Origin of the sequence: Marinobacter salexigens (genome assembly GCF_018860765.1) — a bacterium.
Taxonomy (GTDB): Bacteria; Pseudomonadota; Gammaproteobacteria; order Pseudomonadales; family Oleiphilaceae; genus Marinobacter; species Marinobacter salexigens_A.
This window is the reverse complement of sequence record NZ_JAHKPV010000015.1, coordinates 100,001-125,021: the sequence shown is the minus strand read 5'-3', so window position 1 is coordinate 125,021 and position 25,021 is coordinate 100,001. Positions and strand designations below refer to the sequence as shown.

22 protein-coding genes are annotated in these 25,021 nt (G+C 54.0%); 6 read left to right on the top strand and 16 right to left on the bottom strand.

Features of this window, described 5'->3' with window-relative positions; translation table 11 throughout:
- Positions 1-127 precede the first annotated feature (127 nt).
- Positions 128-391 carry a 50S ribosomal protein L27 gene (gene rpmA, locus KO508_RS08910; RefSeq protein WP_216007976.1) on the bottom strand — a complete coding sequence of 88 codons (264 nt, stop codon included), beginning with the start codon at positions 389-391 and terminating at the stop codon, positions 128-130.
- Between the two features lie 36 nt (positions 392-427).
- The gene (gene rplU, locus KO508_RS08905) at positions 428-739 is read right to left on the bottom strand and encodes a 50S ribosomal protein L21 (protein WP_096784044.1); all 312 of its coding nucleotides are present in this window, start codon (positions 737-739) and stop codon (positions 428-430) included.
- Positions 740-988: 249 nt separating this feature from the next.
- On the opposite strand from rplU, the gene ispB reads away from it, so the two are divergent.
- Entirely contained in the window at positions 989-1,957 is a 969-nt protein-coding gene (gene ispB / locus KO508_RS08900; RefSeq protein ID WP_216007975.1) for an octaprenyl diphosphate synthase, read from the top strand.
- 23 nt (positions 1,958-1,980) lie between these two features.
- Here the strand turns inward: ispB and KO508_RS08895 are convergent, their stop codons facing one another.
- Complete coding sequence (locus KO508_RS08895; RefSeq protein ID WP_216007974.1) at positions 1,981-2,964, bottom strand: glutathione S-transferase family protein; 984 nt, start codon at positions 2,962-2,964, stop codon at positions 1,981-1,983.
- Between the two features lie 262 nt (positions 2,965-3,226).
- Here KO508_RS08895 and KO508_RS08890 point away from each other — a divergent pair, with 262 nt between their 5' ends.
- Both KO508_RS08890 and KO508_RS08885 read left to right on the top strand, forming a co-directional pair.
- Complete coding sequence (locus tag KO508_RS08890; protein WP_216007973.1) at positions 3,227-4,138, top strand: LysR substrate-binding domain-containing protein; 912 nt, start codon at positions 3,227-3,229, stop codon at positions 4,136-4,138.
- A gap of 123 nt (positions 4,139-4,261) precedes the next feature.
- Positions 4,262-5,791 (top strand): WS/DGAT/MGAT family O-acyltransferase, encoded by a 1,530-nt coding sequence (locus KO508_RS08885; protein ID WP_216007972.1) that lies wholly within the window; start codon positions 4,262-4,264, stop codon positions 5,789-5,791.
- A gap of 2 nt (positions 5,792-5,793) precedes the next feature.
- Here the strand turns inward: KO508_RS08885 and KO508_RS08880 are convergent, their stop codons facing one another.
- Positions 5,794-6,504 carry a DUF2057 family protein gene (locus KO508_RS08880; protein ID WP_252738014.1) on the bottom strand — a complete coding sequence of 237 codons (711 nt, stop codon included), beginning with the start codon at positions 6,502-6,504 and terminating at the stop codon, positions 5,794-5,796.
- Positions 6,505-6,756: 252 nt separating this feature from the next.
- Here KO508_RS08880 and KO508_RS18825 point away from each other — a divergent pair, with 252 nt between their 5' ends.
- Positions 6,757-6,960, top strand: a complete 204-nt coding sequence (locus tag KO508_RS18825; protein WP_252738013.1) for a DUF6316 family protein — start codon at positions 6,757-6,759, stop codon at positions 6,958-6,960.
- A 43-nt stretch (positions 6,961-7,003) separates the two neighbouring features.
- On the opposite strand, the gene KO508_RS08875 is transcribed toward KO508_RS18825, so the two are convergent.
- The 8 genes from KO508_RS08875 to glyA all read right to left on the bottom strand — a co-directional run bounded on the left by KO508_RS08875 (position 7,004) and on the right by glyA (position 13,656).
- Positions 7,004-7,531: a phosphatidylglycerophosphatase A family protein gene (locus tag KO508_RS08875; RefSeq protein ID WP_216007971.1), complete on the bottom strand. Its 528-nt coding sequence runs from the start codon at positions 7,529-7,531 to the stop codon at positions 7,004-7,006.
- Complete coding sequence (gene thiL / locus KO508_RS08870) at positions 7,528-8,505, bottom strand: thiamine-phosphate kinase (protein WP_216007970.1); 978 nt, start codon at positions 8,503-8,505, stop codon at positions 7,528-7,530. The genes KO508_RS08875 and thiL overlap by 4 nt, the downstream gene beginning before the upstream one ends.
- 3 nt (positions 8,506-8,508) lie before the next feature.
- The gene (gene nusB, locus KO508_RS08865; RefSeq protein ID WP_216007969.1) at positions 8,509-8,985 is read right to left on the bottom strand and encodes a transcription antitermination factor NusB; all 477 of its coding nucleotides are present in this window, start codon (positions 8,983-8,985) and stop codon (positions 8,509-8,511) included.
- Positions 8,985-9,461: a 6,7-dimethyl-8-ribityllumazine synthase gene (ribH, locus tag KO508_RS08860; RefSeq protein ID WP_216007968.1), complete on the bottom strand. Its 477-nt coding sequence runs from the start codon at positions 9,459-9,461 to the stop codon at positions 8,985-8,987. Before ribH ends, nusB begins: the two co-directional genes overlap by 1 nt.
- A gap of 47 nt (positions 9,462-9,508) precedes the next feature.
- A complete protein-coding gene (gene ribBA, locus KO508_RS08855; protein ID WP_216007967.1) occupies positions 9,509-10,624 on the bottom strand; it encodes a bifunctional 3,4-dihydroxy-2-butanone-4-phosphate synthase/GTP cyclohydrolase II in 1,116 nt (371 codons plus the stop codon).
- Positions 10,625-10,700: 76 nt separating this feature from the next.
- A complete protein-coding gene (ribD, locus tag KO508_RS08850) occupies positions 10,701-11,816 on the bottom strand; it encodes a bifunctional diaminohydroxyphosphoribosylaminopyrimidine deaminase/5-amino-6-(5-phosphoribosylamino)uracil reductase RibD (protein ID WP_216007966.1) in 1,116 nt (371 codons plus the stop codon).
- On the bottom strand, positions 11,813-12,331 hold the full coding sequence (gene nrdR / locus KO508_RS08845; protein WP_216007965.1) for a transcriptional regulator NrdR: 519 nt from the start codon (positions 12,329-12,331) through the stop codon (positions 11,813-11,815). Before nrdR ends, ribD begins: the two co-directional genes overlap by 4 nt.
- Positions 12,332-12,402: 71 nt before the next feature.
- On the bottom strand, positions 12,403-13,656 hold the full coding sequence (glyA, locus tag KO508_RS08840) for a serine hydroxymethyltransferase (RefSeq protein WP_216007964.1): 1,254 nt from the start codon (positions 13,654-13,656) through the stop codon (positions 12,403-12,405).
- 294 nt (positions 13,657-13,950) lie between these two features.
- Between glyA and ettA the strand changes: the two genes are divergently transcribed.
- Positions 13,951-15,612 (top strand): energy-dependent translational throttle protein EttA, encoded by a 1,662-nt coding sequence (gene ettA / locus KO508_RS08835; protein WP_216007963.1) that lies wholly within the window; start codon positions 13,951-13,953, stop codon positions 15,610-15,612.
- Positions 15,612-16,988 (top strand): DNA repair protein RadA, encoded by a 1,377-nt coding sequence (gene radA, locus KO508_RS08830; protein ID WP_216007962.1) that lies wholly within the window; start codon positions 15,612-15,614, stop codon positions 16,986-16,988. Before ettA ends, radA begins: the two co-directional genes overlap by 1 nt.
- Before the next feature lie 47 nt (positions 16,989-17,035).
- On the opposite strand, the gene KO508_RS08825 is transcribed toward radA, so the two are convergent.
- From KO508_RS08825 to gltB, 4 genes are all read right to left on the bottom strand, one after another.
- Positions 17,036-17,407 carry a PilZ domain-containing protein gene (locus KO508_RS08825; RefSeq protein WP_216007961.1) on the bottom strand — a complete coding sequence of 124 codons (372 nt, stop codon included), beginning with the start codon at positions 17,405-17,407 and terminating at the stop codon, positions 17,036-17,038.
- Between the two features lie 264 nt (positions 17,408-17,671).
- Positions 17,672-18,736 (bottom strand): uroporphyrinogen decarboxylase, encoded by a 1,065-nt coding sequence (hemE, locus tag KO508_RS08820; RefSeq protein ID WP_216007960.1) that lies wholly within the window; start codon positions 18,734-18,736, stop codon positions 17,672-17,674.
- A gap of 128 nt (positions 18,737-18,864) precedes the next feature.
- A complete protein-coding gene (locus tag KO508_RS08815) occupies positions 18,865-20,283 on the bottom strand; it encodes a glutamate synthase subunit beta (protein ID WP_216007959.1) in 1,419 nt (472 codons plus the stop codon).
- A gap of 90 nt (positions 20,284-20,373) precedes the next feature.
- Positions 20,374-24,822 (bottom strand): glutamate synthase large subunit, encoded by a 4,449-nt coding sequence (gene gltB, locus KO508_RS08810; RefSeq protein WP_216007958.1) that lies wholly within the window; start codon positions 24,820-24,822, stop codon positions 20,374-20,376.
- Between the last annotated feature and the right edge of the window lie 199 nt (positions 24,823-25,021).

Sequence of the window (25,021 nt, the reverse complement as noted above, 5' to 3'; positions counted from 1 at the left end):
TGGCGCATAAACTAAAAAGCCCCGCAGCCTCTAAGAAGCTTTGCGGGGCTCCGGGTGGCTCTAACTCCCACTATAACAGGAGAATGTCAGGGCTACCCAAGGTTCGACAGAACCGGCTCGCCGCTGCTCAGGCAGCAGCTGGAACGATGCTTACGAACTTGCGGTTCTGTGGACCTTTTACTTCGAACACGACCTGACCGTCTGCTTTCGCAAACAAGGTGTGGTCTTTGCCCAGGCCAACATTGGTGCCTGCGTGGAAACGGGTTCCGCGCTGACGGACGATAATACTGCCTGCAGAAACTGCTTCGCCGCCGTAGCGCTTAACACCAAGTCGTTTCGACTCGGAATCGCGACCGTTACGGGTACTACCTGCTGCTTTTTTGTGAGCCATGACAAGCCTCCTAATTAGGGGTTTTTTTTCGAGGGCTTAGCCCTGAATACCCGTGATCTTGACTTCAGTAAACCACTGACGGTGGCCCTGACGCTTCATTGAGTGCTTACGACGACGGAACTTGATGATATTGATCTTGTCGTGACGACCGTGGCTTACCACTTCTGCAGTCACTTTGGCACCATCAACTACCGGCGCGCCAACTTTGAAATTGTCGCCATCGGCGATCAGCAGAACGCGGTCAAACTCGACGTTGCCGCCAGTTTCCACTTCTAGCTTTTCAAGCTTCAGAGTTTCGCCTTCTTTAACTCGGTGCTGTTTACCACCGCTAACAATAACTGCGTACATTCACTTTCTCCGCGATTGACCCATCCCTGCTCTTATCCGCCTGATTCTAAGGGAAGCGCTTTGGCAACCCTATAACAGGGAGCGCAGGTTGGGATGAGTTGGGCGCGTGATTGTACGAAAAGGCGCCCAGCAATACAAGCCAAGTTGACACTAACCGCAGCAATACCTAGCATTGCCGCGTCCTGCCTGTATTATCAGGGCGTCAGACAGCCACAAAACCTCAACACCAGCAAGGGATCCATAAGCCGCATGACAGCCCAGCGCATTTACGACTCCGTGGCGGATGATTTCAGCCGCGTTAATGACCTGATTATCCAACGGCTTTCTTCGGACGTCCCTCTGGTAGAGAAAATAGCCCAGCACATTATCGAAAGTGGCGGTAAGCGCCTGAGACCATTGCTGGTTTTGCTTTCCAGCCGGGCATCAGGTTATAGCAAACATGAACACCTGAAGCTGGCTGCAGTCATTGAATTTCTCCATACCGCCACCCTGCTTCACGACGATGTGGTGGACACATCAGATATGCGCCGGGGCCGAAGCACAGCGAACGCCAATTGGGGCAATGCGCCTAGCGTGCTCGTAGGTGATTTCCTCTACGCTCGCGCGTTCGAGATGATGGTAGAGCTTAAAAGCCTTCCCATTATGGAGATTTTGTCCCACGCGACAGCCGTGATCGCTCAGGGCGAAGTTATGCAGCTGATGAACGTAAAAAACCCGGATCTTACAGAAGATCAATACATGACCGTGATCCATAATAAAACGGCCATGCTGTTCGAAGCGGCATCCCACTCCGGTGCTATCCTCGCTAACGCAAGCGACACGCGGAAACAGGCATTGAAAAACTACGGTAAACATCTGGGGCTGGCTTTCCAGCTAGTGGATGATGTTCTGGACTATCGCGGCGACGCCGAAGCCATGGGCAAGAACGTGGGCGACGACTTGGCTGAAGGCAAAACCACCCTGCCCTTAATCCACGCCATGGCAACCAGCAGCGACGAAGGCCGCCAACTCATACGTCAAGCCATTCGCAAAGGCGGGCTGGATGATTTACCAAAGGTACTCGATCTTGTTAATGCTTCCGGAGCGCTGGAATACACCATGGAGCGCGCCAGAGCCGAAGCGGCAAAAGCCTCGGATGCCCTAAACGCACTCCCGGCCTCGCCCCATAAAGAGGCTCTGGAACTGCTGACTCAGGTCGCTGTCGCGCGAGTCAGCTAAAAAACCTTCCAGAGCAAAACGAGTTAAAGGCCATCGCGCCCGTGGGGGGCCGTGAAATCCAACTGCGGCCCCACCGGTATCACCTGTGTAGGGTTAATGGTGCGTTGGCTCACATAGTAGTGCTGTTTAATCTGGCGAATATCCACAGTATCAGCCACACCAGGCACCTGATACAGCTCCCTCAGATACCCTGAAAGCGCTGGGAACTCGCTAATGCGCTGGCGATTACACTTGAAGTGGCTGTAGTAAACAGCGTCGAACCGAGCCAGCGTTGTGAACAAGCGCCAATCCGCCTCTGTTATTGTACTCCCGGTCAGATAACGCTGCTTCGCCAACCTGGCCTCCAGCCAGTCCAGCGATTCGAACAGCTCGACATAGGCTTTCTCATACTGATCCTGAGCCGTGGCAAAGCCTGCCTTATAAACACCGTTGTTAACCGTGTTGTAAACCCGCTCGTTCACCGCGTCAATGTCTGGCCGCAGTGCTTCCGGGTAGAAATCCAACTCTTTATTTACACCCTCAAGACCATCAAATGCCGAGTTGAACATCCGGATAATCTCCGCCGACTCGTTGCTGGCTACGGTGCTCTGGTGCTTGTCCCACAAGGCAGGAACCGTCACTCGACCGGTGTAATCCGGCGCAGCTTTGGTATACACCTGGTGCATAAAGCGGAAATCATGAAGATCGTCTTTATGGGCACTGTCATCCGGCTGGAACTCCCAGCCGTTCTCAACCATATCCGGATACACTACCGATACGGAAATATGCTTTTCAAGGCCCTTCAGCTTCCGGAAAATTAGCGTGCGATGGGCCCATGGGCAAGCCAAAGATACATACAAGTGATAACGCCCGGACTCAGCCTTGAAACCACCCTCACCTTCAGGCCCCGGCGAACCATCTGCCGTTACCCAATTCCGAAAACGCGCTGCTTCACGCTCGAATTTACCGCCGGTTTTGCTGGTGTCGTACCACTTGTCCTGCCATTTTCCATCAACAAGAAGACCCATACTGAATACTCCTTAAAAGCTCTGACTTAACGCACCAACCTCAATGAAGGCCAGCACCAGATACCGGGCGTCTGTCGGGCAAGCCTCTCACAAACCGTGCATTGCCAAGGATGGCAATGCCGAGCCCCCAAGGACGGGTTCACGGCGTGTTTGTGAGAGGCTTGCCCGACAGACGCGAACGCCACATGTAAAGAAGGATAGCGGCCCAACTGCTACACTCTCAAGCAACCAATTCTGGCCAACAACCTCAGATAATTCGAACATGCCCACAGCCATCACCATAGATGCCCTAAGAGTCCTAGACGCCATCGACCGAAAAGGCAGTTTTGCCGGAGCAGCAGGCCAGCTATTCCGAGTGCCGTCGGCCATAAGCTACACAGTGCAAAAGCTCGAAGAAGATCTTAACGTAATGCTGTTTGACCGGAGCGGGCACCGAGCCGTGCTCACCCCCGCTGGCCGTTACCTGCTCGAAGAAGGCAGAACACTGCTGGAGGCCGCCGAGAACCTTGCACACTCAACCCGGCAAGTCGCCCAAGGCTGGGAAACGCGTTTACGTATTGGGTTTAACTCACTACTCCCAGCAGAGTGCCTGTTCCCGGCGATTAAGGACTTCTATGCCCTAGGGGTTCCGGTCGACGTCCAAATAACCGAAGAAGTTTTTGCTGGCACTTGGGATGCTCTGCAAAGCCGCAGAGTGGATCTCGTTATCGGTGCCGACGACATCAGCAAACCTGCAGGAAACTTCACCAGCCATGTACTGGGCATTATGGACTTCGTTTTTGCTGTTTCTTTTGACCACCCATTGGCGCAAGCCCAGAACCCACTGACCGAAGACGACATCTGCCGCTTTCCAGCTGCTGTTGCCGCAGATTCATCCCGCTCGCTGCCTGCGGGCCACGCCGGTATATTTCACCGACAGCGAACGTTAAGCGGCACCAACGTCGACCACAAAATTGCCATTCAAAAGGCAGGTCTGGGGATAGGCTGGCTGCCACGAGCCCGAGTTAAAGAGTTGCTGGAATCAGGTCAACTCATCGAAAAACAGGTGTGCGAGCCAAGACAGCCCATCACCCTTCAGACTGCACGGCACGCCGACGACAAAGGCAAAGCACTAATCTGGTTCTGGCAACGACTCATAAACGATCCAGCTATAACAGATTGGCTTGAGAGCTAAACATCCCTGCAAAACAAGGTCATCATGACTGCAAAGCTGAGCCCAAACAGGCAAATGAGTCAACGGCATGACTAGCAGGTTCATTTATACTGCACACAACCTTGTAAACAATGGAGCCCCTTGATGCGGCAGCTATCGGAACTGGATGCCTCTTTCCTGTACTTGGAGTCAGCTAACGCGCCGATGCATATTGGCAGCATCTATCTATTTGATGCCAGCGAGAGAGAAACGCCCCTAGCGTTCAGCACCTTTGTTTCCTACCTACGTAGCCGCCTGCATGTGGTGCCGGTATTTCGCCAGCGCCTGAAAGAAATCCCGCTGCGCATGGGCCACCCCTACTGGATTGACGACCCTGATTTCAGCATAGAGCGGCATCTAGCTTATGTTAGCCTCGGCGAAAACAGCCGGGAGGCGAGCTTAATGACACTTGCTTCCAAAATTCTGGAAGAACCCTTGAAGCGAGACCGCCCGCTCTGGCATATCACCTTTGTAGATGGATTCCAACTCGGCGGCGACAAAGAGGGCAACCCCGGCTTCGCACTCATTGTAAAGCTGCACCATGCAGCAATTGATGCGTTTAGCGGTGCCGAGATAATGGGAAAGCTGCTGGAATACACGCCGAAACCACAACCCATTAGTGCACCGAGGCCATGGCAACCACGCCCAAAACCCTCAGAAGAGCGCGTTATGCTGCAGGCAGGGGCCAACATATTGCGCACCCCGTGGCGAGTTACCTCTATAGCTGCTGGCGCTGTGGAGGCAACTGCGCGCGGTCTAATCCAGAAGCAACTGCGCAGAATACCCTTGTCGTTCCCTCTATTTACAGCGCCCCACAGCCCTTTTAACCGCCAGATTACAGCCAATCGCCAGATAGTCTCTGCCAAGCTGGACCTATCTCGCCTCAAGGCAATCAAAGCAACGCTGGGGGATGTCACTCTCAATGATGTAGTGCTGGGACTTTGTGCGGAAACCCTGCGCCGGTACCTTGGCGACCAGAACGCCAGCAATGACGAATCGCTGGTTGCCATGACCCCCTTATCTGTACGCTCAAGTACACTAAACAGAACCACCGGCAACCAAATGTCTGCCATGCTCCTGGATCTTGCTACCAACGAGCAGAATCCAGCCAAACGCATTCGCCGAATTCACTGGAACGCAGTAGCGTCTGAGCCATATCGTGAAGCCATTGCAGCAGATCGCCTTACCGAGCTGCTACCTTCCGCTATGCTAGCCCTATCAGCGCGACTGTATTCGGAACTACAGATCGCCCAGCGCTATCAACCCGTATTCAACTTGCCCATCACCAACATTCCGGGCCCCCAAGTACCTCTATACCTGCAAGGCGCAAGGTTGGTGCAACAGTATAACGCCGCCCCACTCTTCGACAGCATGGGGTTGGTTATTGTAGCTGTAAGCTATCAGGGTAGCCTTACCCTCAACTTCACTATGTGCCCAGACGTGGTAGCCAAAGGAAACTCTCTGCGAAATCATGCCTACGCGAGCCTAGATGCCATTGAGCAAGCCGCCAGTATGCTGGATCCGGAGGACATGCATACTCCACTTGAAGAAACCCGGAGCCAGTCAATGGCAGACAGCGCGATGAACTTACTTGAAGGTTCACTAAAAAAACTGACGAGCCGCCTCAGGCGTTAACCCTACTCAAACGCCCAGCGCAGAAACGCTTTCTTCTCTTCTTCTGACGCAGTCTCCCAGACTGATTTCAGGCGGTTCAGCGGGCTAACATCTTCGCTATTGGATAAAGCCTCACCATCGTCGCTACCCTTGTCGAGGGTCAAGGGTGTGCCTGCCACCTGAGTTTTGTCGATACCCGACCAATTACTTGAGCGGGCCAGAGCCTGTCCATCGGACCCCACGATCGCTGCTGAAAACTCGGGAAGCGCATCTTCTGCCTGTCGGCGGGTTTTAGGCTTGGCAAATTCGAAACGGTAGATCGCATTGGGGCTCGCCTCAAAACGCACAACTTGCGGCTTACTTTCGATCACATGAACCTTCGACTCGCCATTGTTCACAACCCCGGATTTGGCCCAGATCGTTTTGTAGGTGAACACCACCTCGTTTTCACCGGGCAGCAGCGCATAATCCAGCGCTAAGTCGTCCATGAGGTAATTGGTCATTGAGCGCCCGTTAACCCGGCTGACATGAATAACACTCGGTGCTTTCAAGGTTGCTGCGCTCAACGCAATGGCGGGCTCACCGTCCCAAGTCTCAATCTTTGTAAGTGCGGATGAACAACCGGACAAAGCTGTCAGAAGTAAAGCCGGAAGAAAAATTCGGCATGTCTGCAGCCACCAACGGTGGCCGCTCATCTCGAACCTTGTAACACGCGAAACGCTAAAAACATTCATGCTATTTCCTTATGGTAAGGGGAAGCTTGTTCGGGCCGGGACGACAGCCTGTTGATACGCATTTTGAACACCGTGACCACTGAGGGCAACCCGTTCCACAAACTGCGGGCGGCCACATTTAAATAGCAGGTCAACATATTAATGTTAAAAAAACATTGAATTTGTCAAAAAATGTATTAATTTTAAGCAGACCCTTTTAAAACACATATAGCCCAACATGCCATAGACACAGGCCGGGCACCGGAGCTGGCCATGAACACTCAGGGCAGATTAGGAGAAGATAGGCGCATCCCCTTTCGTAGCAGTCGTTTTTTTTGTGTCGGAAACAAATGGTACTTCACAACCCGAGAGGGCTTCGATAGCGGCCCCTTCGCGTCGCGAGAGCGCGCCGAAATCGGCCTAAAGCGTTTTCTACACGTGGTAAAGCTACTTCCTGAAGAACACCAAATGCACTAACACTGGCGATATGCATATCTAACAGACCGCCCGAACACTTAATTTAGAGTACGTAAGGCATTAGCCAGATATCAATCGCGAACAGGCACGGTAGAGCCATTACGCCTGCTACTACGTCATCAACCATTATTCCCAACCCACCGGGCAGCCGCTCATCCAGCCAATCAATAGGCCAAGGCTTGAGCACATCAAAAAACCTAAAAACCAGAAACGCTGACAAAACTCCGTAGATTTGGTCTGGAAACAGCCCGAGAGCAATCCACATGCCCACGAACTCGTCCCAAACTATGCCGCCGTGGTCGTGCACTTTTAAATCGGCTGCGGTCTTTCCACATAGCCAAACACCCAGCACGAACGCCAGTGCAACAACAGCCCAGTAAGCTATGGGCGGCAGCCATGCGAAACCGTACCAAAGTGGAATGGCGGCCAAACTACCCCATGTTCCAGGCGCCCGGGGTGCTGCGCCACTACCAAAGCCGAAGGCCAAAAGGTGTACCGGGTTCTTCAGGAATCCGGGGGGCAAAATGGCTTGTGGTAGATCCGGTTCTGGCCATTGTTCTTCTTGGCTCATGCCTTTCTCCTGAAATGATCAAAACCTGTCGCTTCAGAACCTGAGACTACAGCACTACCGTCAAGGCGCAAACCGGATACTGGCTCAATCTCACCGACAACCGTGAGCTGTTGCTTAAGCCACGCCGGCGCCCCTACCCAGCTTGCTTCTGAAATAGTCGCACACAACTCATAGTCATCCCCGGAATGCAGCGCATAATCTGTGGCGGCGCTACCCTTCAAGCGCACGAGCGCCGGAGATACAGGTATGCGGGCAAGTTCGATACTGGCACCAACGTTGGAAGCCTCAAGAATATGATTAAGATCCGCCAGCAATCCGTCGGATACATCAATGGCGGCTGTCGCAAATTGCCTGAGGGCTTTACCCAAATCTAGTCTTGGCTGCGGATGATGGTAACGTTCCAGCACGAACTGTTTATCCGCCGCCGCGGAATCGTCAGCGTCAAGATCCTCTTGGGCTGGGAGGTAGTCTAGTGCGGCACCAGCATCCCCCAAGGAGCCAGATACCACAACCAAATCACCAGCTCTGGCTCCGGAGCGGCGAATAGCACCTCCCTGCTCCACAACCCCGTGTACTTGCACGCTCAGTGTGAGAGGGCCGCGGGTTGTATCGCCACCAGCCAGTGTCAGGCCGAAAGACTCAGCCGCATTGCCAAGCCCAAGCGAAAAATCTCGCAACCAGAGCTCGTCTGCTTCGGGGAGGGTTAGCGCAAGCGTAAAGCAGCTAGGCTCAGCGCCCATAGCCGCGAGATCACTCGCCGCCACTGCGAGGGTTCTCCAGCCTAGATAATCGGGGCGATAACCAACGGGAAAGTGCACGCCTTCGACCAGCGTATCAATAGAAAAAACCAGATCAGAACCGGGTGGGACTCTCTGAACTGCGCAATCGTCGCCCGGCCCCACTATAACGGAGCTGGAACCGTGCAGACGTGCTAACGGCATAAAGTACTGCCGTATCAGTTCAAATTCTCCCATCAGTCAGCGCGGGCGCGTCTCAGCAAGGCGCAGGCGGCGGCCTAACTTATCCAGCACACTGTTAACGAACTTATGTCCTTCTGTGCCGCCAAACCGCTTCGCCAGCTCTATGCCCTCATTGATAACCACTTTGTAGGGCACATCCATTCTGTGGCGCAGTTCATAGGCACCCACGCGAACAATGGCCAACTCCACAGGGTCTACTTCAAGTAGCGGGCGATCAAGAAATGGCTCGATCAGTTTGTCCAGCTCCGCCTGTTCGCGATGAACACCGCGCAGAACATCGCGAAAATAAAGAGAATCCACTTTGGCCATGTCATTATCGACCATGAACTCAGCTTCAATATCCGAAATCGGGCTCTTGGTAAAGTGGCGCTGGTACAGCCCCTGCATTGCCAGGATCCGGGCACGGCGGCGATCGCCAGCTTTTGGCTGGCCTGTCGGCGCCGGGCGGGGCGTCGTATCTTCAGTGTCGTTCATTACTCACCCAGTTTGTTGAACAGACTAACCATTTCAAGCGCTGTAATTGCTGCCTCGGCACCTTTGTTACCGGCCTTGGTGCCAGAGCGCTCAATGGCTTGTTCGATAGAATCCACAGTCAGTACACCAAAGGTTACTGGCACGTCTGTTTCCAGACTTACGGCGCCGATGCCGCTCGAAGCCTCACCCGCCACATACTCAAAATGAGGGGTACCACCGCGAATCACAGCTCCCAGAGCAATAATGGCATTGTACCCACCGGTTTCGGCAACGCGCTTCACAGCCAGAGGCATTTCATAGGCACCGGGCACACGGACGATGATTATATCGCTGTCTGCAATTCCATGGCGACGCAGCGTGTCGATGGCACCATCTACCAGGCTTTCCACAACAAAACCGTTAAAACGACCAACCACCAGCGCATAGCGCCCGGTGCACTGGGTAAAATCACCTTCAATTACTTTGATATCAGCCATCGGTGGCTCCTTCTCGGGCTGCAACCGCAAGGCTGCAACCGGGTTTATCAGTCTGGGGTGTAGGGAATGTACTCAACAACTTCCAGATCGAATCCGGAAATAGCTGAATATTTTACGGGCGGGCTAAGCAGCCGCATCTTGCTTACGCCAATGTCCCGCAGAATTTGGGAACCGGTGCCCACGGTGAAATACACACCAGAGCTGCCCTTGCCAGAGGGCCCGTGTCCTTGGTCAAAAAATTCGTGAATACGATCTTCCAGATTGCAGCTGTCCTCTGCACTGTTAAGCAGAACGACAACCCCACAGCCTTCAGTGGCCACCTTTTCAAGCGCGTGGTTTAGCGGCCAGCTTCGGGAATCCTTGCGGCGCGCGCCAAGCAAGTCCCTAAGAGTATCGGTAATATGGACACGCACATGCACCGGCTCATCTGCCGGAATCTCACCGTAAACCATGGCGAGATGCGTGGAACCCTGAATAACATCCCGGTAGGTGCGCAGTTTGAAAACGCCGTATTCCGTATCGAGCAGGTTCTCTTCAACACGCTCAACGGTGCGTTCGTGGGTAGTGCGATAGTGGATCAAGTCCGCAATAGTGCCGATTTTGAGCTCGTGCTCCTCAGCAAAACGCTCAAGATCCTCACGCCGGGCCATTGACCCATCATCATTCATGATTTCACAAATAACACCCGCCGGCTCGCTTCCAGCTAGAGCTGCCAGATCACAAGAGGCTTCCGTATGACCCGCGCGACTGAGCACACCGCCGGGATCAGACATTAGTGGGAAAATATGTCCCGGCTGCACCAAGTCTGACGCTTTCGCATTGCGGGCAACGGCTGCCTGCACGGTACGCGCACGATCAGCAGCTGAAATACCCGTGGTTACGCCCGTTGCCGCTTCAATGGACAGGGTAAACTTGGTACCGAAGCCCGAAGCGTTCTGCTGAACCATCAAGGGCAACCCCAGCTGCTCGCAACGATCGCGTGTCATAGGCATACAAATAAGACCACGACCAAAGCGGGCCATGAAGTTGATGTCCTCGGCGGTGCAGTGTTCGGCCGCCATAACCAGGTCACCTTCATTTTCACGATCTTCATCATCCATCAGGATAACCATCTTGCCCTGGCGGACGTCCTCAATGATTTCTTCAACGCTGTTCAGTGCCATGCTGTTTTGCACCCTTTCAATGCACCCATTACCGCTTATTAAAAACAGTGACAGTGTGCACCGTGAATTTAAACGCTTAGCGGCGAATCAGGATCAGACGCTGGTCTTCTCCTACCTGTCGCCGGTCTTGTACCGTCCATTCGATTTTGTCGGCCATGGTTTCCAGCGGAAGATGCGCTGTCGGCCGACCGTTGCTGCCCAGAAAAACCGGAGCCTGATAAAGCCAGAGTTCGTCTACCAACTGCTCGTTGATGAACGTACCCGCCAGCGTTGGGCCAGCCTCAACCAGAAGTTCATTAATGCCCAACTCGCCCAGCGAATCCAAGAGCTCGGCAACGTCGATACCATTATCCTTCCATGAAACACCCTTGAGGCGAATTCCCAATGCCGCAAGATCTTGAGCGGGCGCTGTCGCCAGCGTGGACGATGCGCAAAAAACCTGCACCTTACCGCCTCGCAAAATGGTTGCAGACGGTGGCGTTCTCGCATCTCTATCGGCGATCACACGGAGCGGTTGCCGCGAAGGCTCGGTGGCGTCACCAATATCCCCGAGCTCCTCACGACGGACGGTTAACGAGGGATCGTCCGCGAGCACAGTACCTACACCGGTGAGAATTGCGTCACTCTCCGCACGGAGCCGTTGCACATCTCGACGGGCTTCTTCACCGGTAATCCATTGGCTCTCACCAGAGGCCATGGCCGTGCGGCCATCCAAGCTCGCCGCCATTTTCAAGCGCACCCATGGGCGGCCGGTATTCATGCGCTTCATAAACCCGGGGTTCAGACGTGCGGCTTCATCTGCAAGCAGTCCGACATCAACTCTGATCCCGGCTTCACGGAGCATATCGAGCCCCCTGCCCGAGACCGACGGATTGGGGTCCTGTGTAGCTGCGAACACACGCGATATGCCCGCGTCCACCAAGGCCCGGGCGCAGGGCGGTGTACGCCCAAAATGACTGCATGGTTCAAGCGTGACATAAGCAGTAGCGCCACGGGCAGCGGTACCGGCTTCGCTTAAGGCGCGGGCTTCTGCATGTGCTTCTCCGGCTCGCTCATGCCAGCCTTCACCCAAAATCTTGTCACCACGGGCTATCACACAGCCAACTCGTGGGTTGGGATGCGTTGAATAGCGGCCACGCCATGCAAGCTGCACAGCTCTGGCCATCATGGATCGCGCCCGGAGATCGGTCATTTCTTTCCTTCAGGAGATTGCTTGCCTGCCAATGCTTTTGCAACATCCACCGCGGTCTCGCCGTTGCTCGCTGAGAGCCGCTCGATTTCTTCCTTGAATTCATTAATGTCTTGAAAGCTGCGGTAAACAGAGGCAAAGCGCACATAGGCTACCTTGTCGAGCTGCCGAAGCTCGGTCATTACCTCTTCGCCCAGCTGCATGGACTTCACCTCACGCTCACCCGTTGCCCTTAGGCGGTAGCGTATACGATTCAATGCAGCATCAATTTGTTCAATACTAACCGGGCGCTTTTCCAGCGCCTTCATAATACCGGAACGCAACTTGTCTTCGTCAAAAGGCTGCCGAACGCCGTCTTGCTTGACGACCCTTGGCATTATCAGTTCTGCGGACTCAAACGTAGTAAAGCGCTCACGGCAGGAAAGGCACTCTCTGCGACGGCGCACCTGATCGCCCTCGGTAACGAGCCGCGAGTCAATCACTTTGGTATCCGCTTCACCACAGAAAGGACAGTGCATATCAGGTACTCCGGGAGGACGCCGGGTGGTGCAGCTATCGCGCACCCTGCCCGGCAAGCATTGCTAGACGCTTACGCGTATACCGGGAAGCGCGCGCACAGGGCTTCAACCTGCTCGCGAACACGGCTATTCACGGTTTCGTCTTCCAGATTATCAAGGATATCGCAGATCCAACCTGCCAGCTCACGACATTCAGCTTCACCAAAGCCACGGGTTGTAATCGCTGGCGTACCAAGACGCAGGCCAGAGGTCACAAACGGCGAGCGCGGGTCGTTAGGCACTGCATTCTTGTTCACGGTAATGTGCGCACGACCCAGTGCCGCGTCTGCATCTTTACCTGTGATGTCCTGCTTGATAAGACTTACCAAGAACAGGTGGTTCTTGGTGCCACCGGAAACCACATCGTAGCCGCGGTCAACAAATACGTTCGCCATAGCGGAAGCGTTCTTGACCACCTGCTGCTGATAGGTCTTGAACTCGTCGCTCATAGCCTCTTTGAAGCAAATTGCTTTGGCAGCAATCACATGCATCAAGGGGCCACCCTGACCACCGGGGAAAACAGCGGAGTTCAGCTTCTTATGCAGAGCTTCATCGTCGCACGCCAGAATCAGGCCGCCACGGGGTCCGCGCAGGGTTTTATGAGTTGTTGTGGTGACCACATGTGCGTGAGGCATGGGGTCGGGATAAACGCCCGCAGCTACCAGACCAGCCACGTGAGCCATATCTACAAACAGATAGGCACCAACCTTGTCGGCAATGGCGCGAAAACGGGCAAAATCCAGTTCCTGAGAATAGGCAGAGAAACCGGCAATAATCATCTTCGGCTTGTGCTCAACCGCCAGCGTTTCTAGCTCATCGTAGTCGATCAGGCCGGTATCCGTATCGATACCATATTGCACGGCATTGTAGATCTTGCCGGAGAAATTCACGCCAGCACCGTGGGTTAGGTGGCCACCGTGGGCCAAGCTCATGCCTAAAACCGTATCGCCCGGATTAACCAACGCCATAAAGACGGCTGAGTTGGCCTGCGAGCCGGAGTGCGGCTGCACGTTAGCGTAAGCGGCACCAAACAGCTCCTTGGCGCGATCGATAGCAAGCTGCTCAGCAATATCAACAAATTCACAGCCACCGTAGTAACGTTTGCCGGGATAACCCTCAGCGTACTTGTTGGTAAGGTCACTGCCTTGAGCTTCCATTACTCTCGGGCTGGTGTAATTCTCTGATGCAATCAGCTCAATATGAGCCTCCTGACGCTTGCTTTCCGCCTGCATGGCGTTCCAGAGTTCGTCGTCGAAACCGGCGATCTTCATATCACGATTAAACATCGATGTGCTGCCCCTGTGTGCTTGACTGGCCCGGAGAGTCTTGGGAATAGCTCCCGGAATCCCTTAAAATTCGGGCCGCTATTCTAGCCCATTACCGGGTTAGAAATCATCCTTTATACAGTTCGCAGATACCGTCATGCCGATATCGCCTGATTTCCTGAAATTGCTATAGCTCCCTTGTTTCGATACCTTACAGACCCAACTGACATTCCTAATTGCAAGGTTGCGCAGGGCGATAGCAAAAACCCCTTCCGGAACCTTCTCACATCTCGTTTTAAAGAGGGTAATGCCTTTATGGCCCAATACGTATATAGCATGAACCGCGTGGGTAAGGTGGTTCCGCCCAAGCGTGAAATCCTCAAGGATATTTCGCTGAGCTTCTTCCCGGGCGCCAAAATTGGCGTACTCGGTCTCAACGGTTCCGGTAAGTCCACCCTTTTACGCATTATGGCGGGTGTGGATCAGGATTACATCGGTGAGGCCCGCCCCCAGTCTGGCATCAAAGTAGGCTACCTGCCGCAGGAGCCGGAGCTGGACGACAGCAAAACGGTTAAAGAGATTGTCGACGAGGCCGTTTCTGAAGTTCATGACGCACTGGCAGAACTGGATCAGGTTTATGCTGCCTACGCTGAACCAGATGCTGATTTCGATGCGCTCGCGAAGAAGCAAGGCGAGCTGGAAGCGTTGATTCAGGCCACCGACGGCCATGATATAGAACGCAAAATGGAAGTAGCGGCTGATGCCCTGCGCCTGCCAGCTTGGGATCAGCCGGTAAAAAACCTCTCCGGTGGTGAGCGTCGTCGTGTGGCTCTCTGCCGCCTGCTCCTCTCCGGCCCGGACATGCTACTGCTGGACGAGCCCACCAACCATCTGGATGCCGAGTCCGTGGCTTGGTTGGAGCGCTTCCTACACGATTACGAAGGCACCGTGGTTGCTATTACCCACGATCGTTACTTCCTAGATAATGTGGCTGGCTGGATTTTGGAGCTGGACCGTGGTCAGGGCATCCCGTTTGAAGGTAATTACAGCCAGTGGCTGGAGAATAAAGAACAGCGCCTGAGCACTGAAGCGAAACAGGAAGCTTCGCGGCAGAAGGCCATCAAGCAGGAACTGGAGTGGGTACGCAGCAACGCCAAAGGCCGTCAGTCGAAGAGCAAAGCCCGCCTTGCCCGCTTTGAAGAAATGAGCTCTCAGGATTTCCAGAAGCGCAATGAAACCAACGAGATCTATATTCCACCCGGGCCACGTTTGGGTGACAAGGTCATCGAAGCGGAGGGCATAAGCAAAGCTTTTGGTGATCGCCTGCTTTACGAAAATGTTTCCTTCACCGTGCCGCCAGGTGCGATCGTCGGCATTATCGGTGGTAACGGTGCAGGTAAATCCACGCTGTTCCGCATGATAGCCGGTCATGATCAACCTAATTCCGGCAACATCACCGTGGGTGAAACCGTTCAACTGGCCTATGTGGATCAAAGTAGGGATCTGGACGGTTCAAAAACTGTGTGGGAACTGCTTAGTGAAGGCCAGGACATCATTAAGGTCGGCAACTACGAAACACCTTCAAGGGCCTATGCTGGCCGCTTCAACTTTAAAGGCTCTGACCAGCAGAAGCGCGTAGGCGATTTGTCTGGTGGCGAGCGTAACCGCCTGCACTTAGCAAAGCTGCTGAAAGAAGGCGGCAACGTGCTGCTGCTGGACGAACCCACAAACGACTTGGATGTTGAGACCCTGCGCGCACTAGAGGAAGCTCTGCTTAACTTCCCGGGTTCCGCTATGGTTATCTCGCACGACCGCTGGTTCCTTGACCGAGTAGCGACGCACATTCTGGCGTTTGAGGATGATGGCGAGGTGGTGTACTTCGAAGGTAACTTCGCTGAATACGACGAAGACCACAAGAAGCGCAAAGGGGATTCCGCCATGGTGCCCCAGCGCATGAAGTATAAGAAGTTGGCTTAATGGCCAAAGCCAAAACCGCCTACGTCTGTACCGAGTGCGGTGCTGATTACTCCAAATGGCAGGGCCAGTGCACGGCCTGTCAGGCATGGAATACCATCAGTGAAGTCCGCGGCGTCAGCAACAATGCAAAAGGCGCTCGCGGAGTGCGCTTTGAGGGTTTCGCTGGCAGTTTGTCAGCGGTACAAAGCCTTGATGATGTAAGCCTCGCCGAGCAAGAACGCATCAGCACTGGCATGCAGGAGTTCGACCGGGTTCTGGGTGGCGGGTTGGTGGAAGGCTCTGCGGTACTGATGGGCGGGCACCCCGGTGCGGGGAAAAGTACGCTTCTGCTTCAGGCTGTATGTCACTTGGCTGCTAGCGTTCCCGCGCTTTATGTAACGGGCGAAGAATCCCTGCAGCAGGTGGCCATGCGCGCGAAGCGGCTTGGTTTGCCCACCAAAGATTTGAAAATGCTCTCAGAGACCAGTGTCGAGCGGGTTATGCAGGTGGCTGAAGCGGAGAAACCACGGATTTTGGTGGTGGACAGTATTCAGGTGATGCACGTTGCGGACATTGAATCAGCTCCGGGTTCGGTTTCTCAGGTTCGAGAAAGTGCTGCGTTTTTGACTCGCTTTGCCAAACAGACGGGCACAATTCTGTTTTTGGTAGGCCATGTCACCAAGGATGGCAGTCTTGCTGGGCCGAAGGTTTTGGAGCACATGATTGACTGCTCTATTCTGCTGGAAGGCTCTAGTGACAGCCGTTACCGTACCTTGCGCGGGATCAAGAACCGCTTTGGCGCTGTGAACGAGCTTGGCGTGTTCGCTATGTTGGAGCAGGGTCTGAAGGAGGTTAAGAACCCCAGTGCTATTTTCCTGAACCGTGGTGAGGAAGCTGCGCCCGGTAGTGTGGTTATGGTGGTGTGGGAAGGCACACGACCAATGCTGGTGGAAATTCAGGCGCTGGTAGACATGGCTCAGGGTGGTTACCCTCGGCGTGTTGCAGTGGGGCTGGATCAGAATCGTTTGGCCATGCTGTTGGCTGTGCTGCACCGCCATGGTGGTTTGCATGTGGCGGATCAGGATGTGTTTGTGAATGTGGTGGGCGGCGTTAAGGTTAATGAGACCAGTGCGGATTTGGCGTTGCTGGCTGCCATTGTTTCTTCGTTTCGGGATCGGGCGTTGCCGCAGGACTTGGTGATTTTTGGGGAAGTTGGGTTGTCGGGGGAGATTCGGCCGGTGCCCAGTGGGCAGGAGCGGATTAACGAGGCTGCCAAGCATGGCTTTACCCGCGCTCTGGTGCCGAAAGCCAACGCGCCACGCAAGGCTATTGCGGGGATGAAGGTAATTCCTGTAACCAAGCTTAGTGAAGCTATTACAGCATTGGAAGAGCTTTAAAACCTGCCCCCGAACTGTGCCGGCTTTGGTGGTTAGCCGGAAGCTGACTATTCAATAAGCCGAACAAACTCCCTCTCAAGAAGAACCTGATCCCTTAGGTTCAGCTCAACAAGACGCTTCAGGTGAATAGCACTTTCAAGATCAATGTACTGGCATTTAAAACCAAGCCTTTGTAACTCAACGTGTTTTAGCTCAACCGCCATAACAATCGCCGCCTCCTGTCCATCAAGGTGGACAATCACCTCACAGGGCTGGTTCAACGGCACATCCCACCCGTCTGGTCGTTTGACAAGGACGCCTTTTAGGGAAATATCCAGAACCTCTGTTGTCCAAACGCTTTCAAGGGCATGCAGTTCGCAAGGAGCATCAAAGTTTATGCGATGGAACTTTCGTTTTTCTGCAGATTTCGAGGCGGGCAAGGCACTGCTCCTTTGTTTTCACTGTCATCTGCCATGACTATAGACCGCGGGGAGATACCAATCCAGAAGAGTTCTACTCAAGGAAAACTGTCAGAAGGCGCGCTGAGAGGATCAATGCGAGAGTTGAGCCACCGGTTCCAAAAATGTCGTAGGCCAAGGACGGCCGGAGACAAGCCACATGGATGTGCTTGGAGCGGTTTTTGGGACCGGTGGCTCAACTCCCGCCCACTGAGCCCGCCGGCCCGTGAACGGGGATAGTAAATACTAGCGATGATACTCCGGACTCAATTCAACAACTGCCTCGATGAAGGCTTTGGCGTGCTCAGGATCAACATCCGGGGTAATGCCGTGGCCCAGATTGAATATATGGCCAGAACCCGCACCGTAGCGACGCAATATATCAGCCACTTCTTCACGAATCCGCGCCTTGGGTGCGTAGAGCATGGTGGGATCCATGTTGCCCTGCAGTGCCACGCGATCGCCGATGCGGGAACGGGCCTCGCCGATATCCGTGGTCCAATCTAGGCCTACAGCATCAGCGCCGGAATCGGCAATGGACTCAAGCCACTGACCACCGTTTTTGGTGAACAGGATGACCGGCACATAGCGCCCATCGTTTTCGCGAATCAGGTTATCGACAATCTTCTTCATGTAGCGCAGAGAGAACTCCTCGTACGCCCAGCCACTAAGCATGCCGCCCCAAGTATCAAAAATCTGAACGGCTTGAGCACCGGCTTTAATCTGGCCGTTGAGGTAATCGACAACTGCGTCCGCAAGAAGGTCCAGCAGTTGATGCATGACTTCTGGTTGGCCGTACATGAGTTTTTTGGCTTCGCGGAAATCCTTGGACGAGCCGCCTTCAACCATATAGGTCGCCAACGTCCAGGGGCTACCCGAGAAGCCGATCAAGGGAACACGGCCGTTGAGGGCACCCCGGATGGTGGAAACAGCATTCATCACGTAATCAAGGTCGGTTTCTGCCTTGATCTTCGGCATTGCATCCACATCCGATTGGGAGCGTATGGTGTGTTTGAACTTAGGGCCTTCGCCAGTTTCAAAATACAACCCTAAGCCCAGAGCATCGGGAATGGTGAGAATATCAGAGAACAGAATAGCCGCATCCAGCGGGAAACGCTCAAGAGGCTGGAGAGTCACCTCACACGCCAACGGCGTGTTCTTGCATAAGCTGAGGAAGTCACCCGCTTTTTCTCGAGTAGCGCGATACTCGGGCAAATAACGGCCGGCCTGACGCATCATCCACACCGGGGTACGATCAACAGGCTGGCGCATCAGGGCGCGTAGGAAGCGGTCATTCTTCAACTCGGTCATAAGGATCCTAACGTTGTCTCTATCAAGTGGTCTAAACGGAACGAGAGCAATGATACCCCGTTTGCCATAATAAAAAAGGCCAGCTTACCCTTACTAAGCTGGCCTTCTGATCCGAATCAAAGCGTTTGTCAGATATCCAAATAGTCCATGATGCCCTCGGCAGCCTGACGGCCCTCCCAGATTGCGGTCACAACAAGGTCTGAACCTCGAACCATATCGCCACCGGCAAAAATTTTCGGGTTACTGGTCTGGAAGCCGTACTCCGCTTTTTCCGGGGCGGCTACCCGGCCCGACTCGTCGGTGTTGATGGTTAGGTCATCAAACCAGTCCGCCGGGCTTGGACGAAAACCGAAGGCAACCAGCACTGTGTCTGCCGGGATAACCTCTTCACTACCGGGTACTACCTCCGGGCGGCGGCGACCGTTTTCATCCGGCTCACCAAGCTGCGTCGACACCACTTTTACACCTTCCACTTGATCCTCACCAATAATGGCGATGGGCTGGCGATTGAATAGAAACTTCACACCCTCTTCCTTGGCATTTGAAACTTCGCGGCGCGAGCCTGGCATGTTGGCCTGATCGCGACGATAAGCGCAGATCACACTTTCTGCCTGCTGGCGAATGGAGGTGCGGTTGCAATCCATGGCGGTATCGCCACCACCGAGCACCACCACGCGCTTACCTTTCATATCAATGAAATCCGCCGGGTCTTTTTCAAAGCCAAGCCGGCGATTAACGTTGGATACGAGGAACGGCAAGGCATCGTAGACCCCCGGCAGGTCCTCACCCGGGAAGCCACCCTTCATATAGGTATAGGTTCCCATGCCCATAAACACAGCATCGTATTCGTCAAGAATGTCCTGCATCTGAACATCCTTACCCACTTCCGTGGACAAACGGAACTCAACACCCATTTCCTCAAACACTTGACGCCGCCGCGTCATCACGGATTTTTCCAGTTTGAATTCCGGGATACCGAAGGTCAGCAAGCCGCCGATCTCTGGATACATATCAAACACCACCGGCTTCACACCGTTGCGTACCAGCACATCGGCACAACCCAAACCTGCAGGGCCCGCGCCTATCACGGCTACTTTTTTGTCCGTCCACTTAACCGCAGACATGTCCGGCTTCCACCCTAAGGCGAAGGCCGTATCGGTAATGTACTTTTCAACAGAGCCGATAGTAACCGCGCCAAAACCGTCATTCAGAGTGCAAGCACCTTCACACAAGCGATCCTGAGGGCAAACCCGACCACAGACTTCTGGCAGTGAGTTGGTCTGATGGCACAACTCCACGGCTTTCATGATATTGCCTTCCGACACCAACTTCAGCCAGTTCGGGATATAGTTGTGTACCGGACACTTCCACTCACAATAAGGGTTACCGCACTCCAGACAGCGATGGGACTGGGATGCCGCATGATCTGGCGCAAGCGGTTGGTAGATTTCACCGAACTCTTTTTTGCGCTTCTTCGCAGGAACCTTCTTCGGGTCTATCCGCCCTACTTCCACAAATTGGAAATCGTTGTTAAGTCGTTCTTTCATGTTGGCGCTCTCATCAGCTCAATATCGACAAGGGCTGCTGATCTGTACAGCCCTAAACCCTTACAAGTAAACAGACTCAATGCACTGACCTTACTCAGGACGCGCACGGGTACTTGCCAGAAGGCTGCGCAAATTCGCAGCTTTGGGTTTCACCAACCAAAAGCGGCCGATGTAGTCGTCGAAATTTTCAAGAATGTGCTCAGCCCAAACGCTGCCGGTTTCCGAGATATGCTCACGAATCACGCTACGCAGATGATTGCGGTAAGCCTCCATGTCCTCGCGGGAAATACGCTGAATCTCCACCAGTTCGTGGTTGTATTTATCGAAAAACGTGTTGTCCATATCGAGCACATAGGCGAACCCGCCGGTCATACCAGCACCGAAATTGGCACCAGTTGAGCCTAGTACCGTCACCAACCCGCCAGTCATATATTCACAGCAGTGATCGCCTGCGCCTTCAACCACGGCATGGGCGCCAGAGTTACGAACAGCGAAACGCTCTCCGGCTGTGCCTGCGGCAAACAGCTTGCCTCCCGTAGCACCGTATAAGCAGGTGTTACCAACAATGGCAGTGTTCTGAGATTCGAAAGCGCTACCACGGGGCGGCTTTACCACAAGCTTGCCGCCGGTCATGCCTTTGCCAACATAGTCGTTGGCGTCGCCTTCAAGAATGAGGTTAAGCCCGCCAACGTTCCAAACACCAAAGCTCTGACCAGCAGTACCCACGAGATCCAGCGTTATGGGTGCATCGGCCATGCCTTGGTTTCCATGCTTCGCTGCAATCTCACCTGAAATACGAGCACCAATTGAGCGATCACAGTTGGTGACGCGGTAACTCCACGCACCTCCGGTTTTGTCTTCAATAGCAGGCACTATAGCCTTGAGCATTTCTTCCGCCAACAAGCCTTGATCGAAAGGCAGGTTGCGCTCAACTTGACACGTTTGAGGTTTTTCTTCGGGAATATGATCGTTGGACACCAGCCGTGTTAAATCCAACTTTTTCTGTCGCTCGGTATCGCCCGGCAGGCGCTCAAGTAGGTCAACACGCCCGACCAACTCTTCTAGCGTGCGCACGCCCAGCTTGGCCATCCACTCGCGAGTTTCTTCCGCCACAAAACGGAAGAAGTTCATAGCCATTTCTACCGTGCCTTTGAAGTGCTCTTCACGAAGGTGCTCATTTTGGGTGGCAACGCCGGTTGCGCAATTGTTCAGGTGGCAGATGCGAAGGTACTTGCAACCCAGCGCCACCATGGGGGTGGTGCCAAACCCGAAACTTTCAGCACCAAGAATGGCCGCTTTCACCACATCTAAGCCAGTTTTAATCCCACCATCCGTTTGCAAACGGACTTTCCCTCGCAAGTCGTTAGCTCTCAGCGCTTGCTGGGTTTCTGTTAACCCCAACTCCCAAGGCGAGCCTGCGTAGCGTATTGAAGCTAGCGGGCTTGCCGCCGTACCTCCGTCGTAGCCGGAAACAGTAATCAGATCGGCATAAGCCTTGGCTACACCTGCCGCAATGGTGCCGACACCGGGCTCAGAGACCAGCTTGACCGAAACCAATGCCTGCGGATTCACCTGCTTGAGATCAAATATCAGCTGAGCCAAATCTTCTATCGAGTAGATATCGTGGTGCGGCGGTGGCGATATTAAGGTAACGCCTGGCACCGAGTAGCGCAGACGCGCGATCAGCTGGTTCACCTTGCCACCGGGCAACTGCCCGCCTTCGCCAGGCTTGGCTCCTTGTGCCACCTTAATCTGCATAACATCGGCGCTACGCAGGTACTCTGCAGTTACACCAAAGCGGCCAGAAGCGACCTGTTTGATTTTTGATCGTTTTTCCGTGCCATAGCGAACAGGGTCTTCACCACCCTCACCAGAATTGGAGCGCCCGCCAAGAGTATTCATGGCCACCGCCAGTGCCTCGTGAGCTTCCGGCGATAGGGCGCCTAGGGACATCGCCGCAGAGTCAAACCGGGGAAAGATGCTCTCAACCGGCTCAACGTCGGAAAGCCCAATGGCTTCAATACCCTCACGGAACCCAAGCAAATCCCTGATAGTCGCAACAGGCCGCTCATTAACCAGCGCCGCGTATTCTTTGTAGTGCCCGTAATCTCCGGTGCTGACTGCATCCTGCAGTTTACCGACCACGTCCGGGTTAAACGCGTGATATTCCTGACCATGGATGTACTTCAAGAGGCCACCCGGGGTAATTGACTTACGCGGTTTCCACGCCGTAGCCGCTAGTTGCTCTTGGTCCTGCTGAAAATCAATAAAGCCCGCGCCCTGAACTCGACTGGGCACACCTTTAAAGCAGAGATCAACAACATCATCCGCCATGCCTATGGCTTCGAAAAGCTGGGCTCCTCGATATGAAGTGATGGTAGAAATGCCCATCTTGGACATAATCTTTAACAGGCCTTTGTTTATGCCCTTGCGATAGTTGTTCTTCGCTTCGATTGGATCCATCAGCAGTTCGCCGGTTCGTATCAGGTCGTTCATCACCTGATACGCCAGATACGGATAAACCGCCGTTGCGCCAAAGCCAAACAGCACAGCAAAGTGGTGAGGATCGCGGGCCCACCCGGTTTCGACAATAATATTGGAGTCGCAACGCAAACCCTGAGCCACCAAATGATGATGAACCGCCCCGGTTGCCATTAGCGAGCTAACCGGCAGCTCACCCTGCTTTAGATTCTTGTCCGAGAGAATCAGGAGAACCTTGCCGTCACGAACGGCTTGGGCTGCCTCCTCACACACTCGCCGAATAGCTTGTTCAAGCCCGAACTCCGGCGAATAACCCAAAGAGATGATTACCTCGGCAAATCCCGGTCGCTTGGTACCCTCTAACCGGAGAAACTTTGCGGGCGACAGTACGGGCGTTGTCAGAATAATCCGATCAGCATGCTCAGCGGTTTCATCAAATACATTCCGCTCAGCACCCAGACAGGTTTCCAGCGACATCACTATGGCTTCGCGCAGCGGATCAATCGGCGGGTTGGTTACCTGAGCAAACTTTTGCCGGAAATAGTCAGCCACATGGCGAACCTTGCTCGACAAGACGGCCATTGGCGTGTCGTCGCCCATGGACCCGACAGCTTCCTGAGCATTTTCAGCGAGAGGGCGTAGGATCTGGTCACGCTCCTCATAGGACACCATAAACATTTTCTGGTGCACTAGCAGTTCATCGGCATCCATCAGCCGGAATTCCGGCGTCTCTTGATTAAACGTGGTTTCCATTCTCAGCGCATTTTCACGCAGCCACTGCCGATAAGGCTTTGCGGTCTTGAGACGCTGGTCGATATCACGGGTATGCAACACCTCGCCCGTTTCTGTATCAATAGCCAACATTTGCCCGGGACCAACGCGGCCTTTAGCGACAACATCCGCTGGCTGGTAACCGTAGGTACCAATCTCCGACGCCAAGGTAATGAAGTCATCTTTGGTAACCACCCAACGCGCTGGCCGCAACCCGTTACGATCAAGCATACAGACAGCGTAGCGGCCATCCGACATAACGAGGCCTGCTGGACCGTCCCAGGGTTCCATATGCATGGAGTTGTATTCGTAAAACGCCCGGAGTTCAGAATCCATTGTGTCGACATTTTGCCAGGCTGGCGGAATCATCATGCGCGCCGCACGGAATAGATCCACGCCACCCGCCAGAAGGATTTCAAGCATATTGTCCATGCTTGAGGAGTCAGATCCGGCCAGATTCACGAGCGGCTGCAGAGTTTGCAAATCCGGCAAGTTTGGAGAACTAAATTTTGCGGCTCGAGCTATAGCCCAATTGCGATTGCCATCGATGGTATTGATTTCGCCGTTATGAGCCAGATAGCGAAATGGTTGGGCCAGAGGCCAGCGAGGCATAGTGTTAGTGGAGAAACGCTGGTGAAACACGCAAATCGCGGTGGCAAAATCAGGATCGCCCAAATCCTGATAAAAGTTAGCCAGATCCGCTGGCATCATTAGGCCTTTGTACGCAAGTGTTCGATGGGAAAGGCTGCAGATGTAGAACTCTGAATCGTCCGCCATATCCCGTTCGGCATGGCGACGCCCAACAAATAGGCTGATGGCAAACTCTTGCTCAGACTTACCGGCCGGCGTTACAAACACCTGCTCGATACGAGGTATGCAATCCAAAGCCATTGGTCCAAGGCAACTGTCGTCAACTGGCACTTCACGCCAGCCCATGACCTCTAACCCTTGCTCTACCAACCGCTTTTCAACTGCGGCCCGTCCGTTAGCAGCCTTAGCCGAATCCGGGTTCAGGAATACCTGACCCACGGCAAACAAGCTTTCTGGCTCCTTACCGAACGCGGATTTGGCCGCTTTTTTAAGGAACGCAATAGGGCTTTGGATAAGTAGACCGCAACCATCACCGGTCTTGCCATCTGCCGCGATACCACCTCGGTGAGTCATGCAAGTGAGTGATTCGATGGCCGTTTGCAACAGCTTGTGGCTAACTTCGCCTTTCATGTGGGCAATCAGCCCAAAACCGCAGTTATCCTTGAATTCGTCGGGGTGATACAGACCTTCTCTCATAAGCGCCCTCTTGCATAGAAATGCGTCTTAATCAGCGACTTGCGCACCAAAATAGTGCAAGAAATCAACCGACGTTAAAAAAATGGGGCGGTGATTCTACACACGTACAAATACGTACTCAACAAAATTTTATATCTGTTGTTTGGAAGGGTTCCGCAACTTCAGGTCATTTCCTTTGCCGAAACAGGGGGTTGGGTTA

Coding starts and splice junctions, on each gene's coding strand:
- ribH (WP_216007968.1), bottom strand. CDS start 9,461: ATGGCTGATATCAAAGTAATTGAAGGTGATTTTACCCAGTGCACCGGG.
- nrdR (WP_216007965.1), bottom strand. CDS start 12,331: ATGCACTGTCCTTTCTGTGGTGAAGCGGATACCAAAGTGATTGACTCG.
- glyA (WP_216007964.1), bottom strand. CDS start 13,656: ATGTTTAATCGTGATATGAAGATCGCCGGTTTCGACGACGAACTCTGG.
- ettA (WP_216007963.1), top strand. CDS start 13,951: ATGGCCCAATACGTATATAGCATGAACCGCGTGGGTAAGGTGGTTCCG.
- ribBA (WP_216007967.1), bottom strand. CDS start 10,624: ATGGCACTGAACAGCGTTGAAGAAATCATTGAGGACGTCCGCCAGGGC.
- KO508_RS08875 (WP_216007971.1), bottom strand. CDS start 7,531: ATGAGCCAAGAAGAACAATGGCCAGAACCGGATCTACCACAAGCCATT.
- KO508_RS08890 (WP_216007973.1), top strand. CDS start 3,227: ATGCCCACAGCCATCACCATAGATGCCCTAAGAGTCCTAGACGCCATC.
- KO508_RS08815 (WP_216007959.1), bottom strand. CDS start 20,283: ATGAAAGAACGACTTAACAACGATTTCCAATTTGTGGAAGTAGGGCGG.
- KO508_RS08880 (WP_252738014.1), bottom strand. CDS start 6,504: ATGAATGTTTTTAGCGTTTCGCGTGTTACAAGGTTCGAGATGAGCGGC.
- thiL (WP_216007970.1), bottom strand. CDS start 8,505: ATGGGAGAATTTGAACTGATACGGCAGTACTTTATGCCGTTAGCACGT.
- gltB (WP_216007958.1), bottom strand. CDS start 24,822: ATGAGAGAAGGTCTGTATCACCCCGACGAATTCAAGGATAACTGCGGT.
- KO508_RS18825 (WP_252738013.1), top strand. CDS start 6,757: ATGAACACTCAGGGCAGATTAGGAGAAGATAGGCGCATCCCCTTTCGT.
- rplU (WP_096784044.1), bottom strand. CDS start 739: ATGTACGCAGTTATTGTTAGCGGTGGTAAACAGCACCGAGTTAAAGAA.
- hemE (WP_216007960.1), bottom strand. CDS start 18,736: ATGACCGAGTTGAAGAATGACCGCTTCCTACGCGCCCTGATGCGCCAG.
- radA (WP_216007962.1), top strand. CDS start 15,612: ATGGCCAAAGCCAAAACCGCCTACGTCTGTACCGAGTGCGGTGCTGAT.
- rpmA (WP_216007976.1), bottom strand. CDS start 391: ATGGCTCACAAAAAAGCAGCAGGTAGTACCCGTAACGGTCGCGATTCC.
- KO508_RS08885 (WP_216007972.1), top strand. CDS start 4,262: ATGCGGCAGCTATCGGAACTGGATGCCTCTTTCCTGTACTTGGAGTCA.
- KO508_RS08895 (WP_216007974.1), bottom strand. CDS start 2,964: ATGGGTCTTCTTGTTGATGGAAAATGGCAGGACAAGTGGTACGACACC.
- ribD (WP_216007966.1), bottom strand. CDS start 11,816: ATGACCGATCTCCGGGCGCGATCCATGATGGCCAGAGCTGTGCAGCTT.
- nusB (WP_216007969.1), bottom strand. CDS start 8,985: ATGAACGACACTGAAGATACGACGCCCCGCCCGGCGCCGACAGGCCAG.
- ispB (WP_216007975.1), top strand. CDS start 989: ATGACAGCCCAGCGCATTTACGACTCCGTGGCGGATGATTTCAGCCGC.